Here is a 16,813-nt window from a genome sequence, read left to right on the forward strand (position 1 = left end):
TGATCGTGCGGTTACGGGGGTGTTTCGCCGGAAGGTTTCCGGCGAAACGGCGGACGGGGCCGTCAGGGGTCCGGCTCAGAGCACGACCTTCAGAGCATGGCCGTCAGAGCACGACCTTCAGAGCATGGCCTTCATGGAGGCACTGGCCTGCTCGCCGAGGGTGGTCGGCTGCACGTAGGGCTGCTCGGTGAGGATGGCGTCCCAGTTGTCGCGGATCGCCTCGATGGTGAGGTCGTCGGTCCGCCAGCCCGGCCCCTCGGCCACGAACACGCGGGCGACGCGCCCCGCGCCGACGCTGAAGACCTCGCCGGAGGTCTCGCAGCTCTCGTGCGCGAGGAAGGCGACCAGCGGACTCACCATGCCGGGGGTGAACCGCTCCTCGAACTCGGCCGGGAGCAGTGCCTCGGTCATCCGGGTCCAGGCGATCGGCGCGATGGCGTTGGCCTTGATGCCCGCGCGGGCGCCCTCGATGCCGAGGGTCTTGGTCAGGCCGACCAGCCCCATCTTGGCGGTGGAGTAGTTCGCCTGGCCGAAGTTGCCGAACAGCCCGGCGGGCGAGGAGGTGTTGACGATCCGCCCGTAGCGCTGCTCCTTCATGTGCGGGAACGCCGCGCGGCTGACCAGGAAGGAGCCGCGCACGTGCACGGCGAGCACGGCGTCGAACTCCTCGACCGTCATCTTGCCCAAGGACTTGTCGCGCAGGATGCCGGCGTTGTTGACGACGATGTCCACCCGGCCGAACGCGTCGCGGGCGGCCTGGATGATCGCCTCGGCGCCCTCGGGAGTCGCGACGTTGTCGGCGCTGGCCACCGCCTCGCCGCCGTTCTTGGCGATCAGCTCGACCACCTCGGCCGCGGGCCCGGTGGAGGCCCCGGTGCCGTCGAGCGACCCGCCGACGTCGTTGACCACGACCTTCGCGCCACGCTCGGCGAGCAGGAGCGCGTGCGACCGGCCGAGCCCCTGTCCGGCGCCGGTGACGACCGCGACCTTCCCGTCGAACCTGAGTTCAGACATGCCGCCCACCCTTCGAGGAGAATAAGATTCTAGTGATCTCACAATAGCCTGCGGCGCCCTTCGCACCCAGGGCCAGTTCGGGACACGCGGCGTGACGTTGCGGATAGTGATCAGGAGAGTTAAATTCTGCTATAGTTTCCGCCTCGCAAGGGCGTGGGTCAGCGTCGACCCCTATCTCTGCACGGCCCCGCCCAAACCCGGGCTGGAGGCCAGCTATGCCCGCACAGCCGCCCCTCCGCGTGATCCAGTGGGCCACGGGCGCCGTCGGAAGCTACGCGCTTCGCAGCGTCATCACCCGTCCCGAGTTCGAGCTCTCCGCCGTGCTCGTCTACGACCCCGACAAGGTCGGGCTGGACGCCGGAGCGCTGGTCGGACTGCCCGAGACGGGCATCCTGTGCGTCGACGACTTCGACGGCGTCATCGCCGCCGAGGCCGACTGCGTCCTGCACATGCCGCTCCCGGCCGCCTACTTCGGCGGCGACTACGCCGCCGACCTCGAGACGGTCTGCGCGCTGCTCGCCTCGGGCAAGAACGTCATCACCACCACCGGCTTCATCTACCCCCAGGTGTACGGCCCGGCGGTCGTCGAGCGCCTGCAGGCCGCGTGCCGGGCCGGCGGCACCTCGGTGTACGGCACCGGCATCAACCCGGGGTTCATGAGCGACCTGCTGCCGCTGACCCTCACCGGCCTGTCCACGCGGCTCGACCACATCTACGTCCGCGAGTCGTCCGACTTCCTCGGGCATCCGTCGCGGCAGATCGTCATGGACCTGATCGGGTTCGGCCGCGCGCCGAAGGACTACGCCGTGGCCGTGCGTCCCTTCCGCAACGTCCAGCGGGCGCTGTTCTCCGAGAGCGTCCAGCTCGTCGCCAGCGCGCTCGACGTCAGGCTGGACGAGGTCGAGGAGACCGACGAGTACGAGCTGGCGACCGAGGAGTTCGAGATCACCGCGGGCGTCGTGCGGCCCGGCACGGTCAGCGCCTCCCGGTGGATCTTCTCCGGGCTCATCCGGGGGCGGCCGTTCATGACGGTGGAGTGCGTCTACAAGGCGGACGCCACCAAGGTCGGGCGGTGGCCCGCGCCGGGCTTCGCCATCCACATCGAGGGCCGGCCGCAGATGATGATCACGATCGACGAGGTCTCCCACGGGCTGGCGGGCGCCGCCGCGCACGCGGTCAACTCCATCGCCTCGGTCTGCGCGGCCCCGCCCGGCATCCGCACCCTGCTCGACCTCCCCCTCGCCACGGGCCGGGGCGCCACCCGCCTGGCCTGAGCGCGCGTACGCCGCGACGCGCGCCCGCACGCGCGGCGGTCAGGAAAGGTGGGCGACGATGTCGGCGACCTGGGCCTTCTGTGTGACGGCGACCTGGCGTGCGAGCTCCACGGTCGCGCGGTCCTTGCCCTCGTCGCGCGCCTTCTCGGCGAGCTGGACGCCGTAGTCGGCGTGCCGGGCGAGCGTCGTCAGCCAGAGCCGGTCGAAGTCCGGCCCCGACTTGCCCTTGAGGAGCAGGAGCTGTGCCGGGGACAGCATCCCCGGCATCTGGTGCTGGGGAGGGTTGTCCGCGTCCGGCACCGTGAACTCCCACGCCTTGAGGGAACGGGCCATCACGTCGATCTGGGCGGTCTCGTCGTCGATGATCCTTTGCGCCAGGCCCTTCACGTACGCGTCCTGGCTACGCTCCGGGACGAGCCGCGCCAGGGTGATCGACTGCCGGTAGTGCAGGATCATCTCCCGCGAGAAGAGCACGTCCGTCAGGTTGTACGGGATGTCGTAGGTGGCGGCCACGGAGACGGCGCGTCCGGGCACCGAGGCGCAGCCGGTGACCCCCGGCATCGCCAGCGCCGCGACGAGGCCCATGGCCGCGACGCCGAGGTTCCTGCGCATCGGCTTCCCCTTCCCCCTGCGACGGCGTCCGGCGCGGGATCGGCCGGAGCGCGGAGGAGACCCGTGCTCCGTTCGTGCCGAGATACGCGCGTTTCGCCTGAGGCGTTCAGAAGGGCCGCGTGGCAGGGTTCAGGAGTGCGGGGTGAAGCGGCCGAACCGGCCCTGGTGGTAGAGGAGGGGACGGCCCGCCGTGCCTATGCCGGTGCCGGTCACCAGGCCGACCACCAGGATGTGGTCGCCGATCTCGACGGTCGTGTGCGGCGTGCAGACCAGATGGGCCGACACCCCGCTCAGCAGCGGCACGCCTCCGGGGCCCGGCCCCCATCTGGTCGGCTCGGCGAACCGGTCGACCCCCTTGCGCGCGAACCTGGACGCGAGCTCGGCCTGGTCGCTGGCGAGGACGTTGACGGCGAAGGTCTCGGCCTGCCGCAGCCACGGCCAGGTAGTGGACGACTGGTCGACGTAGAACGAGACCAGCGGCGGGTTGAGGCTGACAGAGGAGAAAGAGGTCGCGGTCAGGCCGACCGGCACCCCCTCGGTCTGCGCCGTCACAACGACGACCCCGGCCGCGTGCACGGCCAGCGCCCGGCGGAAGCCCTCGTTGTCCACGGCCCGTTCGGAAAGTGTCTCGGTCATACCGTCGCCCCTTCCCTCAGCACGATCTGGGGCACCACCCGGTCCGCCCACCGGCCCAGCACCTCCTCGGGAGCGGCGATCTCGGATTCGAGCAACGCCAGGCCAGGGGTCGGTACGTTCGCGCCCAGCTCCACCAGGAGGGGCCGCAGATGGGTCTCGACCGCGAGCGCGTGCCGCGCGTCGCCCATCACCAGCACGGGCAGCGCGACCGTCCCCGCCAGCGCCTGGGACGGCAGCCGGTCGAGGAAGACCTTGAGCAGGCCGGTGTAGGTGCCCTTGTACGTGGGACTGGCCACCAGCAGGACCTTCGCGCCGGCGACCAGCTGGAGCGCCTCCTGGACCTCGGCCGGAGGCTTCGGCGCCAGCAGGACCGGGGCCAGCGCGGCCAGGTCCACCACGTCGCGCTTTCCTGGATGTTCGAGCCGCTCTGCCACCAGCCGGGCCGCGTGCTCCGCCGCCGTCCGTGTACGTGACCCTTCCCGCGGATTGCCCACCAACGTGACGAAACTCATCTGTCGCTCACCACTCTTCTCCCGGTTCCCGCGACGGCACCGACCGCGTCGAGCCGATGCGAGGAGTGCTCAGAGATTGCCGTTGTCAGCTCGTGCGGCGACACTGGGCACTGGTGACGTGGCCGAAGTCCACGTGCGCGCGCCTGGTCAGGGGGATCTGGCTCATGCTCGAAAACCTACGTAGACCAAACCGTAATGTCAATATTCCCTACTGGTTTTGCCTGAAATACTAAATGTCCGGATACCAGAGGTCGGGCTCGCCCGCCACGCGACGGAGCCGCCCCCGCGCCTCCAGGTAGACCAGGTGGGCGAGGGTCTCGTTGGTGGCGGCCCTCCGCATGAAGGCCGGGATGGTGTCCCAGGGCCGCGACCAGGTCAGCCGGGTAGTGATGTGCCAGCAGTCGGCCCCGTCGGCCGACGACACCGCCGACTCGATCTCCGCCAGCCGCTTCGCGTGGTGGGCCATGACGTAGTCGACCCGGTCGGCCAGCTCCAGGAAGCGGTACTCGTGGGCGGGCAGCACCTCGTCGACCTCGAAGTCCCTGACGGCCGCCAGGGCGTCGAGGTAGTCGGCGAGCGGGTCGGGCGCCGACTGCGGGTGGACCGCCACGATCGGGGTGATCCTCGCCAGCACGTGGTCCCCGGAGAACAGCACCCGCCGCGAGGGTGAGACGAAGCACAGGTGCCCGGGCGAGTGGCCCGGGGTCCAGATGGCCCGCAGGTCCCAGCCGGGCAGGTCGAGGGTGGCGCCGTCCTCGATCAGCCGGTCGGGCGCGGCCATCGTCACGAACTGCCGGATCATCTTCGACGCCCCGCTCAGCTCGTCGAGCGTGAGCGGCGGCACGCCGGAGCGGGCGAGCAGCGCCCGCTCCCGGGCGACCAGCGAGTCGATCGCCGACTCGTCGTAGCGGTCGTGCACCAGCGCCGCGTCCGCCGGATGCAGGCCGATCCACGCGCCCGACGCCTCGCGGACCCGGCCCGCGAGGCCGTAGTGGTCGGGGTGGATGTGGGTGACCAGAACCGCGCGGACGTCGGTCATCGCGTACCCGGCCACGGCGAGCCCGTCCACCAGGGCGGTGTAGGCCTCCTCGGTGTTCCAGCCCGCGTCGATGATCGCCACGCCGCCGGGCAGCTCCAGGGCGTACACCAGGACGTACCTCAGCGGGTTGATCGGGATGGGCACCGGGATCGACCACAGCCCCGGGCGCACCTGCTCGACCTTCGGCATGGCGCCGCCCAGCCAGGCGTCCCGCTGCTCCTCGCTGGCCGGCGTGACCCTCCTGCCGGGCTCGACCGCCTTCGTCGCCTCGCTCATGGCCGGTCCCGCCCCCTGATCGCTCATCCCCGCACTCCCTTCGGCCTCCGACGCCACGATTGTGCCCCGGTCACCGAATCATGTTCTACTCGGGGGGTGTCCCAGCGGCCGGCAGCCGCACGTACAGCAGGGCGGACACGAGCACTGCGGCGGCGGCGGCCCACCAGGCGGGGGCCGTACCTGCCCGGGACGCCAGCAGCCCGAGGCCCAGCGAGGAGACCATCCCGCCGAACTGCAACTGCAGCGAGTCGACGGACATCAGCGTGGCACGCTGCGAGGAACCGACCCTCCCGTGCATCATCTCCGCGCGCAGCAGCGCGGCGACCCCCATGGCGGCGAACATCACCACGTAGGCGGCTCCTGCGGCGGCGACACCGCTGACACCGGTCAGCACGGTCGTGGCCGCCAGGGTCCCCAGCGCGGCGGCTCCGACCACCGTGCCCGCCACCGCCGCAGGGACCGATCCTTTGAGCAGCCGCGCCGCCCACGGGGCCGACCAGGACCCGAAAGCGCTGGCGGCGAACCCGGCCGAGGCGACGAGGGCGTACACCGAACTGGCGGACTCCGCCTCCCCGGTCAGCGAGGCGAGCCTCCCCGGTGTCAGCACCTCGATCGAGTAGAGCCCCGCTCCGATCGCGAACGACACCACGAGCAGCCGGCTGAGCGCCCGGTCCCGGAGCCCCAGCCGCAGCCCGGCCCCGATGGTGACCGGCACGTCACGCATGACCGACCCGATCGTGGGACGCGGGTGGGGCGGCTCGGGCATGGCGACGAGGACGACGGCGAAGAGCACGGCCGCCGCGACCGCCGCGGCGATCATCGGTGTGGCCAGGCCCCCGGGCAGCACGAGCGGCATGAAGCCGCCGGTGAGCGTGCCCACGCAGAGCGACACCGACCCCATGGCCTCTCCCCTGGCAAGGCCGGGCTTGAGATCGGCCTCCCGTCCCCGCGCGGCGTGCAGCGTGTCGACGTACCAGGCCTGGGCGGGCCCGCTGGACAGCGCACGGGCGACCCCCTTGAGCACCGAGGCGACCACGAACGGCCAGACAGAGGTCGCCACGGCCAGCAGCGCCAGCCCGGCGACGCTGAAGAGGGCGGACACGGCGAGCAGGACCCGCCGCCCGAGGACGTCGGCGAGGCCGCCGGTGGGGAGCTCCAGGACCACGACGACGATCGCCTGGACGGACAGCACCATCCCCACCGCCGCGAGGTCCAGGCCGCGCGAGGTCATCAGCAAGATCATTGATGCCATCGTCAGGCCCGGAGGCAGCCACGTCAGGAAGCTGATGAGGGCGTAGCGCCGCAGCGCGGCCCGGGGGGAGAGGGCTTTGAAGCCGCCCCCGCCCGGCACATGGACGGTGACGTCGCCCGGGGTGCTCATCGGCCGTACCCCCGGCTCGGGAAGGCGGCCAGGTGCACCGAGACCCTCTGCGCGTCGGGGCTGCCCGCGTCGGACGCCTCCATCTCGTGGATCAAGGCGGAGAAGCGCTCGTAGAGGAGTTTGACCGACGCGGGGGTGAGCCGGGCCATGTCGTCGGCCATGCCCGCCGCGTCCACCCAGGCCGGCCCCCAGGACTCCCGCTCGCTCTCGAACCGCTCGCGGTCGTGGACCAGGACCTCGATCTGCCGGTTGCGCATGAAATCTGCCGCCTCCCGGCCCTCCGGGCTTTCGCCCAGCTCCAGCTCGCTCCACGACGTGTAGCCGTGGACGGACCGCCACCGGCGCTCCCGCGCGTCGCGCCGCTCGGGGTCCTCCTCGACGAAGCCGTACCTGGCGAGCTGCCGCAGGTGGTAGCTCGTGGAGCCGGAGCTCTCCCCGAACCTGGCGGCCAGCTCGGTGGCCGTCGCCGGCCCGTCGAGGCGGAGGGCGCCGAGCAGCCGCACCCGCAGCGGGTGCGACACGGCCTTCAGCGCCTGGGGATCGCTCACCCGGTAGGTGTCCGTCGATTCGCTCATATGGCAAAGCTAACTTTGCAAAGCTAGGTTTGCAAAGAGTCATTTGCGATCCTCCGCGATGAAACTTTCACCGCCGGAGCGGCCCCCGGAACCCCCCGCAGCACCGCGACGGGCGCAAGCCGTACCGGGACGGCGCGGCCGAGCAAGCAGGGCGCGATCATCCATTGACGGCCACCGGACCCGTTGGAACCATGCGGGGACCGTTGTCTGGGAGCGCTCCCATGCAGCGCTCCAATCCATGACTTCCTGGGGAAATCGCGTGATCAGACCATCCAGGCGGTGGGCGGCCTCGCTCGCCGTCACCGCGGCGGCCACGCTGGCTGTGTCCGCTACGTCCACTCTGTCCGCCCCGGCCGCACGCGCGTCCGGTACGGCTTCCACATCCACGCCGGCCTCGAGCGCGCTCGTGGAGGGCCCCGAGCAGATCGTCAACGGGACCTTCGACAGCGGCAGCGCCCCTTGGTGGCACACCGCCAACCTGACCTTCGACACCAGCGGCGGGCGGCTCTGCGCCGACGTCCCCGGCGGCACCGTCAACCCGTGGGACGCCATCATCGGCCAGGACAACATCCCCCTGGTCAAGGACGAGACCTACGCGTTCAGCGTCCACGGCTCGGCCGACCCGTCGAAGGTCGGCCGGGCGCTGATCCAGCTCCCCACCGACCCGTACACGGCGTACCTGGTGGCCAACCCCGAGCTCGGCCCGGACGGCGCCACCTACTCCTACACGTTCACCTCGCCGGTGGACCTGCCGAACGCCCAGGTGGTGTTCCAGATCGGCGGCAGCGCCACGCCGTGGCGGTTCTGCGTGGACGACGTGTCCCTCAAGGGCGGGGCCGAGCCCGAGGTCTACAAGCCCGACACCGGCCCGAGGGTCCGCGTGAACCAGGTCGCCTACCTGCCCAAGGGCCCGAAGAACGCGACCGTGGTGACCGACGCCACGACCACCCTGCCCTGGCAGCTCAAGAACGGCGGCGGCCACGTGGTCGCCTCCGGGAACACCGCGCCGCGCGGCGTGGACGCCAGCTCGGGGCAGAACGTCCACTCGATCGACTTCGGGTCCTACACCAAGGCGGGCACCGGCTACACGCTCTCGGCGGACGGCGAGACCAGCCGGCCGTTCGACATCGGCGGGACCGCCTATGAGCAGCTCGGCACGGACGCGCTGAAGTTCTACTACCCGCAGCGGAGCGGCATCGCGATCCTCGACGGACTGCGGCCGGGATACGCCAGGCCCGCCGGCCACGCCGGGGTCGCCCCGAACCAGGGCGACACGAACGTGCCCTGCCAGCCGGGCGTCTGCGACTACTCCCTCGACGTCTCCGGCGGCTGGTACGACGCGGGCGACCACGGGAAGTACGTCGTGAACGGCGGCATCTCGGTCGCCCAGCTCATGGGCGAGTTCGAGCGCACCAAGAACGCCGCGACGGCGAGGTCGCTGACGGATGGCACGCTCACCATTCCCGAGAGCGGCAACGGCGTCCCCGACATCCTCGACGAGGCCCGCTGGGAGCAGGAGTTCCTGCTCAAGATGCAGGTCCCCGACGGCAAGCCGTTCGCGGGCATGGCCCACCACAAGATCCACGACCAGAACTGGACCGGCCTGCCGCTGCTCCCCCACCTGGACGCCCAGAAGCGCGAGCTGCACCCGGTGTCCACGGCGGCGACCCTCAACCTCGCCGCCACCGCCGCCCAGGCGGCCCGGCTGTACGCGCCGTACGACGCGGCGTTCGCGGCCAGGAACCTGACCGCCGCCCGCAAGGCCTGGGCCGCCGCCAAGGCGAACCCGGCCAGGCTCGCCTCCCCCTCGGACGGCACCGGCGGCGGGACCTACGACGACGCCAACGTCAGCGACGAGTTCTACTGGGCCGCCGCCGAGCTCTACATCACCACCGGCGAGAAGGAGTTCAAGGACTACGTGCTGGCCTCGCCGCTGCACACCGCCGACGTCTGGGGCCCGAAGGGCTTCGACTGGGGCAACGTCGCCCCGCTCGGCCGGCTCGACCTCGCCACCGTGCCCAACGGCCTGCCCGGCCGCGACCAGGTGCGGCAGTCCGTGGCCCAGGGGGCCGACAAGTACGTGGCGGCGCTCACCGCGCACCCGTACGGCCTGCCGTACGACGCGACGAGCTACGACTGGGGCTCCAACAGCCAGATCCTGAACAGCATGATCGTGATGGCCGCGGCGTACGACATCACCGGCACCCAGAAGTACCGCGACGGGGTGCTCCAGGGCATCGACTACATCTTCGGCCGCAACGCCCTGAACCAGTCGTACGTCACCGGCTACGGCGAGGTGGCCTCGCACAACCAGCACACCCGGTGGTACTCCCACCAGCTCGACGCCACCCTGCCGAACCCGCCCAAGGGCACCCTCGCGGGCGGCGCGAACTCCGGCATCCAGGACCCGCTGGCGGCCGAGAAGCTCAAGGGCTGCAAGCCGCAGTTCTGCTACATCGACGACATCAACTCCTGGGCGACCAACGAGCTGACGATCAACTGGAACTCGCCGCTGTCGTGGATCTCGGCGTTCGTCGCCGGCCAGGGCGACGGCACCGTGAAGGCGCCCGGGAAGTGCCACGTGACGTACACGATCCACGGGGAGTGGCCCGCCGGGTTCACCACCCAGGTCACGGTGAAGAACACCGGTTCAGCGGTGATCGACGGATGGACGCTGAAGTGGGCCTTCCTCAGCGGCCAGAAGACCGACGGCTTCTGGAGCGCCGACCTCGCCCAGAGCGGCGCGACGGTGACCGCGAAGGACCTCGGCTGGAACGCCAAGATCAAGCCGGGGCAGTCGGTGACGTTCGGCTTCAACGGCAAGAGCGCTCCCGGCGCCAACCCGGCGCCCGAGCTGTTCACCCTCAACGGCGCCGCCTGCGCCTGAGCACCGCGTGACACGGGCCGGCCCCCGGGGGGTGGCCGGCCCGCGCCGTGCTCTTGGGGCCCAGAGCCCCGGTTAGGGTATGCGCCATGATCGAAGGCATCTGGATAGACAAGGCTGTCACCGACCTGCGGCCGGACTTCAGGGTGCTGGTCATCGGCGCGTACGGGCTGCGCAACGGGCCCTCCGACGACCACTCCCGAGGCTGGCTGGCCGAGGCGGCGGCGAAGGCCGTCCGGCCAGACGACGAGAAGATCGTCGCCTGGCAGGACGCCTACCGCGCGTTCGGCGCCAAGCCGCAGCGCACCCGCCCGTCGGTGGACGCCCTGGTGCGCCGGATGCCCCCTCCCGAGATCAACCTCGTCGTGGACGCGTACAACGCGGTCAGCATCCGCCACGCGCTGCCCATCGGCGGCGAGGACCTCGCGCACTACGAGGGCACGGCCAGGCTCGTGCGCGCGAGCGGCGACGAGCCGTTCGACGCGGTCGAGAAGGGCGAGACGATCATCGACCACCCGGAGATCGGCGAGGTGGTCTGGCGGGACGACCGGGGGGTCACCTGCCGCAGGTGGAACTGGCGCCAGTGCGTCCGCACCCGCATCACCGAGGACACCGTGGACGCGCTCTTCCTGCTCGAACGGCTCGCGCCGATGTCGCTGGAGGAGCTCTCAGCGGCCGGAGACGAGCTGTCCGGGCTGCTCCGGGAGATCAGCCCCGCCGTCCGCGTCGAGGCGCGGGTGGTGGGTCCGGCCACGTAGGAGGCCGCAGGTAAGCATGCCCTCACCCCCCGGACGGGCTACCCGGGCGTGACCAGTTTGAACGGTCCTGGGATGATCGGGCGGTGAGCCCGGCCGAGACCGCACACGCCACTTATTTGGGCGAGTAGCCTTGGACAGGTTCTCTAATCAACAACGCCGATCTGCGGAAGAGGGCGATTTCCGCCGTGTCGTCTGAGTCGTCGCGGACAAACCCACTCACCAACTTTGGACAGAACGAGTGGCTTGTCGACGAGCTGTACCAGAAGTATCTCCAGGACCCGGAGTCTGTCGACCGCGCCTGGTGGAACTTCTTCGCTGACTACAACCCCGAATCCGGTACGAGCCGGGCGTCGGCGCCGGTTGGGTCCAACGGCGCGACGGCCGACGCCGCCGCTCCAGGGGTCACCACCGCACCGACCCCCAAGCAGGCCGCACCGGTGAAGGCCGCACCCAAGGCCGCACCCAAGGCGACGACTCCGGCACCGAGCTCGCAGGCCGAGAAGGCCAAGCCCGCCGCGGCGACCCCGTCGGGCGCCGAGGAGGTACGCCTGCGCGGCGCCGCCGCGCGCACGGCGGCCAACATGGATCTCAGCCTGGCGGTCCCCACGGCCACCAGCGTGCGCGTGGTCCCGGCGAAGCTGCTGATCGACAACCGCATCGTGATCAACAACCATCTGTCGCGCGGGCGCGGCGGCAAGGTGTCGTTCACCCACCTCATCGGGTATGCGATCGTCAAGGCGCTCGCCTCGATGCCGGACATGAACTACTCCTACGCCGAGGTCGACGGCAAGCCGACACTGATCAAGCCCGAGCACGTCGGACTGGGCCTCGCGATCGACGTGCAGAAGAGCGACGGCACCCGCCAGCTCCTCGTGCCGTCGATCAAGGGCGCCGAGTCGATGGACTTCCGCCAGTTCTGGACGGCCTATGAGGACATCGTCCGCAAGGCCCGCGGCGGCAAGCTAGGTGTCGACGACTTCGCCGGCACCACCATCAGCCTCACCAACCCCGGCACGATCGGCACCGTGCACTCGGTCCCCCGCCTCATGCAGGGGCAGGGCACGATCATCGGCGTCGGCGCGATGGAGTACCCCGCCGAGTATCAGGGCGCCTCCACCGAGACGCTCAACCGGCTCGCGGTGAGCAAGGTCATGACGCTCACGAGCACCTATGACCACCGCATCATCCAGGGCGCCCAGTCCGGCGACTTCCTCCGCCGCATCCACCAGCTCCTGCTGGGCGAGGAGGGTTTCTACGACGAGATCTTCCAGGCGCTGCGCATCCCCTACGAGCCGGTCCGCTGGGTCAAGGACATCTCGGCCACCCACGACGACGACGTGGCCAAGTCTGCCCGCGTCATCGAGCTGGTCCACGCCTACCGCGTGCGCGGCCACCTCATGGCCGACACCGACCCGCTGGAGTACAACCAGCGCAAGCACCCCGACCTCGACATCAAGTCCCACGGCCTCACCTTGTGGGACCTCGAGCGCGAGTTCGCCACGGGCGGCTTCGGCGGCAAGCCGCTGATGAAGCTCCGCGACATCCTGGGCGTGCTGCGCGACTCCTACTGCCGCACGGTCGGCATCGAGTACATGCACATCCAGAACCCCGAGGAGCGGGCCTGGATCCAGTCGCGGGTCGAGAAGCCGCACGCCCGGCCGAGCCGGGAGGAGCAGCTTCACATCCTGCGCCGCCTCAACACCTCCGAGGCGTTCGAGACGTTCCTGCAGACCAAGTACGTCGGGCAGAAGCGCTTCTCGCTGGAGGGCGGCGAGTCGCTGATCCCGCTGCTCGACTCGGTGATCAGCGCGGCGGCCGACGAGCAGCTCGACGAGGTCGTGATCGGCATGGCCCACCGGGGCCGCCTGAACGTCCTCGCGAACATCGTCGGCAAGTCGTACGCCCAGGTGTTCGGCGAGTTCGAGGGCAACCTCGACCCGCGCAGCGCCCACGGCTCCGGCGACGTGAAGTACCACCTCGGCGCCGGCGGCGACTTCACCGCCCCCGGCGGCAACACGATCGCGACCTCGGTCGTGGCCAACCCTTCGCACCTGGAGGCCGTCGACCCCGTCCTCGAAGGCGTCGTGCGCGCCAAGCAGGACCTGCTGGAGCGCGGCGAGGAGGGCTTCACCGTCCTTCCCGTGCTGGTGCACGGTGACGCGGCCTTCGCCGGCCAGGGCGTGGTGGCAGAGACGCTGCACCTCTCGCAGCTTCGCGGCTACCGCACCGGTGGCACGGTGCACGTCGTGGTCAACAACCAGGTCGGCTTCACCACCTCACCGGCCTCGTCGCGATCGAGCGTGTACGCGACCGACGTGGCCCGCATGATCCAGGCGCCGATCTTCCACGTCAACGGCGACGACCCCGAGGCCGTCGTCCGGGTGGGCAGGCTCGCCTACGAGTACCGCCAGACGTTCCGCAAGGACGTCGTGATCGACCTCGTCTGCTACCGCCGCCGCGGTCACAACGAGACCGACAACCCGAGCTTCACCCAGCCGCTGATGTACGACCTGATCGACGCCAAGCGGTCCATCCGCAAGCTGTACACCGAGGCGCTGATCGGCCGTGGCGACATCACGGTCGACGAGGCCGAGCAGGCGCTGCGCGACTACCAGGAGCAGCTCGAGCGGGCCTTCACCGAGACCCGCGAGGCCGGCAAGAAGCCTCTGGAGCCCGGTGCGGTCGTCAAGCCCGCCCCTGGCGAGGTGGTGCCGTGGTCGCACAACGACACCGCGTCCGCCATCAGCGAGGAGACGGTGAAGCGGGTCGTCGAGACCCAGCTGAACCTCCCCGACGGCTTCACGGTCCACCCGCGTCTGTCCCCGCTGCTGCAGCGCCGGGGCCAGATGGTCACCGAGGACTCCATCGACTGGGCCATGGGCGAGACCCTGGCCTTCGGCTCTCTGCTGATCGACGGCCACCCGGTCCGCCTGGTCGGGCAGGACTCCCGTCGTGGCACCTTCGGCCAGCGGCACGCCGTGCTGGTCGACCGGGTCACCGGTGAGGACCACACGCCGCTGAAGTCGTTCAACGAGGGCACCACGAAGTTCTACGTCTACGACTCCCTGCTGTCGGAGTTCGCGGCGATGGGCTTCGAGTACGGCTACAGCGTCGTGCGCCCGGATGCCCTGGTCGCCTGGGAGGCCCAGTTCGGCGACTTCGCCAACGGCGCCCAGTCGATCATCGACGAGTTCATCTCCGCGGGCGAGCAGAAGTGGGGCCAGCGCTCTTCCCTGGTCCTGCTGCTGCCACACGGCTACGAAGGACAGGGTCCCGACCACTCCTCCGCGCGCATCGAGCGGTTCCTGCAGATGTGCGCGCTGGACAACATGACCGTGGCCCAGCCGACCACCCCGGCGAACTACTTCCACCTGCTCCGCTGGCAGGTGCTGTCGGGCCGTCACAAGCCGCTGATCGTCTTCACGCCGAAGTCGCTGCTGCGGCTCCGGGCGGCGGCCTCCGCGACCGCCGAGTTCACCTCCGGCGCGTTCCGCCCGGTGATCGGCGACTCGACCGTCAACCCGTCGGACGTCCGGCGCGTGGTGCTCTGCTCCGGCAGGGTCTACTACGACCTGGCGGCCGCCCGGGACAAGCAGGAGCGCACCGACGTGGCGATCGTGCGGCTGGAGCGGCTCTACCCGTTCCCGGCCGAGGAGCTGCGGGCCGAGCTCTCCCGCTACAGCCTCGACACCGAGCTGGTCTGGGCACAGGACGAGCCGATCAACATGGGCCCGTGGCCCTATCTCACCCTGAAGCTCACCGAGGACCCCGAGGTGCTCGGGGGCCGTGGTCTGCGCCGGGTGTCGCGCCCGGCCAACTCGTCGCCCGCGGTCGGCTCGCACGCCGCCCACGACGCCGAGCTGGAGCAGATCACCACGGCCAGCCTCGGCTAGCCGAGAAGCGGGTTACCGGTAGGAAGGAAGTCCCCCACAGGGTGGTTCTGTGGGGGACTTCCTCATATGTCCTGTTATGCCATGGAGATGTGATGTATTTCACTGACAAGGGAATCGAAGAGCTCGTCGAGCGGCGGGGCGAGGAGGAGGTCGCCATGACGTGGCTGGCCGAGCGCCTGCGCGAGTTCGTCGACCTGAACCCGGAGTTCGAGACGCCCGTGGAGCGCCTCGCCACCTGGCTCGCCCGGCTCGACGACCAGGACGACGACTGATCCACGGAACACCCTCGTACCGTCGGCGCAGAAACGCGATACATCTTGACTTCTGGAAGACGAGATATATCGTGTTGTATGCAAGGTAGCCGATAACGCCGTCGAAGGGCGAGACCATGCCCAAATGGACCATCGAGAAGCCCGAACAGCTGACGTTCGGCGCAGTGAGCTCGTTGAGCGTGCGCATCGTGGCCGGCCGCCTGGCCGTGCTCGCGAGCGATGGGCCACCGAGCCTGGAGGTCAGCGACATCGGGACACCCCCGCTCATGGTGGAGCACGATGAGAACGGCCGCCTCACGGTCGCGTACAAGGACCTGACCTGGGACGGCATCCTCGGCTGGCTGCGGCCGGGGCGCCGTGAGACCACGCTGACGCTCACGGTCCCGAAGGACTGCCGGGTCCAGGCGGGCGTGATCTCCGCCTCGGCGGTGGTCGCCGGCTTCGAGAGGCACACCAACGTCAAGAGCGTGTCCGGCGAGATCGTGCTCGACGGGGTGAGCGGCGAGATCGAGGCCGAGACGGTGTCCGGCGCGGTCGAGAGCAGGGGCCTCGCCGGCGACCTCTCGTTCACCAGCGTGGCCGGCGAGCTGACCGTCGCGGGCGGCACCCCGCGTCGCCTGCGCGCCAACACGGTGTCCGGCCGCATCACCGCCGACCTGGAGCTGCCGCCGACCGGCCACGTCACCCTGCACAGCGTGTCCGGCGCCATCGTCGTACGGCTGCCGCACGCGGTCGACACCGACGTGCACCTGCGCTCGACGTCCGGCCGGCTGCACAGCGCCTTCTCCGGCCTGGAGAACTCCAGCCGTCCGGGGGCCAAGTCCGTGTCCGGCCGCATCGGCGGGGGGATGGCCTCCCTGTCCGCCACCACCGTGTCGGCCGATGTGACGCTTCTGAGGAGAGACCAGTGAGCCCGGTTTTCGCCCATGGAAGGCTCCGGCTGTACTTGCTGAAGCTGCTCGAAGAGAGCCCGCGACACGGCTACGAGGTGATCCGGCTTCTGCAGGACCGTTTCCTCGGCGTGTACTCGCCCTCCCCCGGCACGATCTACCCCCGGCTGGCCCGCCTGGAGGAGGAGGGACTGGTCACCCACCAGGTCGTCGAGGGCAAGAAGATCTTCACGATCACCGAGAGGGGCCGGGCCGAGCTGGAGGCCCGTATGGACGAGCTGGCCGAGCTGGAGCAGGAGATCTCCCAGTCGGTCCGCGACATCGCCCGCGAGGTCAAGGAGGACGTGCGCGACACCGTGCGGTCGCTGCGCGACGAGCTCACCCAGGCGGCCCGTGACGTGCGCCACGGCTCCAAGGAGGAGCAGCGCCAGGCCAAGGAGGACCTCCGCGCCGCCAAGGACGACTACCGCCAGGCCTGGCGCGAGCAGAAGCAGGCGTGGCAGGAGCAGAAGCAGGAGTTCCAGCGCCAGAAGCAAGCGTGGAAGGAAGAGGGCCAGCGCTGGAGGGAGGACTGGCTCCGAGGCGTGTGGGGCGACACCTGGCAGGGTCGCGGGTCCCGCGACCGTGACGCCGAGCTCGGGCAGATGCTGGCCGAGTTCGTCGAGGAGGTCCGTGGCGCGGCGGCGGCGTCCTCGGTGACCGAGGAGGCTCTGGCGACCGCTCACGACACGCTCTACGAGGCCGCGACCCGGATCCGCTCCGCGCTCCGATGATGATCCTGTACGGCTTCCGGCCAC

Annotated in this window: 14 protein-coding genes; 7 read left to right on the forward strand and 7 right to left on the reverse strand. The window is 70.3% G+C overall.

Annotated features, from left to right (window positions below; all coding sequences use genetic code 11):
• Positions 1–117: 117 nt before the first annotated feature.
• Complete coding sequence (locus AB0O34_RS03395) at positions 118–1,014, reverse strand: SDR family oxidoreductase (RefSeq protein ID WP_363912106.1); 897 nt, start codon at positions 1,012–1,014, stop codon at positions 118–120.
• A gap of 215 nt (positions 1,015–1,229) precedes the next feature.
• On the opposite strand from AB0O34_RS03395, the gene AB0O34_RS03400 reads away from it, so the two are divergent.
• Positions 1,230–2,288, forward strand: a complete 1,059-nt coding sequence (locus AB0O34_RS03400; RefSeq protein WP_363912108.1) for a dihydrodipicolinate reductase — start codon at positions 1,230–1,232, stop codon at positions 2,286–2,288.
• Positions 2,289–2,327: 39 nt separating this feature from the next.
• On the opposite strand, the gene AB0O34_RS03405 is transcribed toward AB0O34_RS03400, so the two are convergent.
• The 6 genes from AB0O34_RS03405 to AB0O34_RS03430 all read right to left on the reverse strand — a co-directional run bounded on the left by AB0O34_RS03405 (position 2,328) and on the right by AB0O34_RS03430 (position 7,319).
• Positions 2,328–2,900: a DUF305 domain-containing protein gene (locus AB0O34_RS03405; protein WP_363912110.1), complete on the reverse strand. Its 573-nt coding sequence runs from the start codon at positions 2,898–2,900 to the stop codon at positions 2,328–2,330.
• A gap of 129 nt (positions 2,901–3,029) precedes the next feature.
• The gene (locus tag AB0O34_RS03410; protein WP_363912112.1) at positions 3,030–3,536 is read right to left on the reverse strand and encodes a flavin reductase family protein; all 507 of its coding nucleotides are present in this window, start codon (positions 3,534–3,536) and stop codon (positions 3,030–3,032) included.
• Positions 3,533–4,048 (reverse strand): NAD(P)H-dependent oxidoreductase, encoded by a 516-nt coding sequence (locus AB0O34_RS03415; RefSeq protein ID WP_363912114.1) that lies wholly within the window; start codon positions 4,046–4,048, stop codon positions 3,533–3,535. Before AB0O34_RS03415 ends, AB0O34_RS03410 begins: the two co-directional genes overlap by 4 nt.
• A gap of 229 nt (positions 4,049–4,277) precedes the next feature.
• Entirely contained in the window at positions 4,278–5,390 is a 1,113-nt protein-coding gene (locus tag AB0O34_RS03420; protein WP_363912116.1) for an MBL fold metallo-hydrolase, read from the reverse strand.
• 58 nt (positions 5,391–5,448) lie between these two features.
• Complete coding sequence (locus AB0O34_RS03425; protein ID WP_363912118.1) at positions 5,449–6,744, reverse strand: MFS transporter; 1,296 nt, start codon at positions 6,742–6,744, stop codon at positions 5,449–5,451.
• Positions 6,741–7,319: a helix-turn-helix domain-containing protein gene (locus tag AB0O34_RS03430; RefSeq protein WP_363912120.1), complete on the reverse strand. Its 579-nt coding sequence runs from the start codon at positions 7,317–7,319 to the stop codon at positions 6,741–6,743. The genes AB0O34_RS03425 and AB0O34_RS03430 overlap by 4 nt, the downstream gene beginning before the upstream one ends.
• Positions 7,320–7,578: 259 nt before the next feature.
• Between AB0O34_RS03430 and AB0O34_RS03435 the strand changes: the two genes are divergently transcribed.
• From AB0O34_RS03435 to AB0O34_RS03460, 6 genes are all read left to right on the forward strand, one after another.
• Positions 7,579–10,206 (forward strand): glycoside hydrolase family 9 protein, encoded by a 2,628-nt coding sequence (locus AB0O34_RS03435; RefSeq protein WP_363912122.1) that lies wholly within the window; start codon positions 7,579–7,581, stop codon positions 10,204–10,206.
• An 86-nt stretch (positions 10,207–10,292) separates the two neighbouring features.
• Positions 10,293–10,961, forward strand: a complete 669-nt coding sequence (locus AB0O34_RS03440) for a phenylalanine--tRNA ligase beta subunit-related protein (protein ID WP_363912124.1) — start codon at positions 10,293–10,295, stop codon at positions 10,959–10,961.
• 185 nt (positions 10,962–11,146) lie between these two features.
• Positions 11,147–14,854 carry a multifunctional oxoglutarate decarboxylase/oxoglutarate dehydrogenase thiamine pyrophosphate-binding subunit/dihydrolipoyllysine-residue succinyltransferase subunit gene (locus AB0O34_RS03445; RefSeq protein ID WP_363912126.1) on the forward strand — a complete coding sequence of 1,236 codons (3,708 nt, stop codon included), beginning with the start codon at positions 11,147–11,149 and terminating at the stop codon, positions 14,852–14,854.
• 92 nt (positions 14,855–14,946) lie between these two features.
• Complete coding sequence (locus tag AB0O34_RS03450; RefSeq protein WP_358549949.1) at positions 14,947–15,126, forward strand: DUF6104 family protein; 180 nt, start codon at positions 14,947–14,949, stop codon at positions 15,124–15,126.
• 116 nt (positions 15,127–15,242) lie between these two features.
• A complete protein-coding gene (locus AB0O34_RS03455; RefSeq protein WP_363912128.1) occupies positions 15,243–16,037 on the forward strand; it encodes a DUF4097 family beta strand repeat-containing protein in 795 nt (264 codons plus the stop codon).
• Positions 16,034–16,789, forward strand: a complete 756-nt coding sequence (locus tag AB0O34_RS03460) for a helix-turn-helix transcriptional regulator (protein ID WP_363912130.1) — start codon at positions 16,034–16,036, stop codon at positions 16,787–16,789. The genes AB0O34_RS03455 and AB0O34_RS03460 overlap by 4 nt, the downstream gene beginning before the upstream one ends.
• Positions 16,790–16,813: the final 24 nt, after the last annotated feature.

Source organism: Sphaerisporangium sp. NPDC088356 (assembly GCF_040685555.1).
In the GTDB taxonomy this organism is placed as follows: Bacteria; Actinomycetota; Actinomycetes; order Streptosporangiales; family Streptosporangiaceae; genus Sphaerisporangium.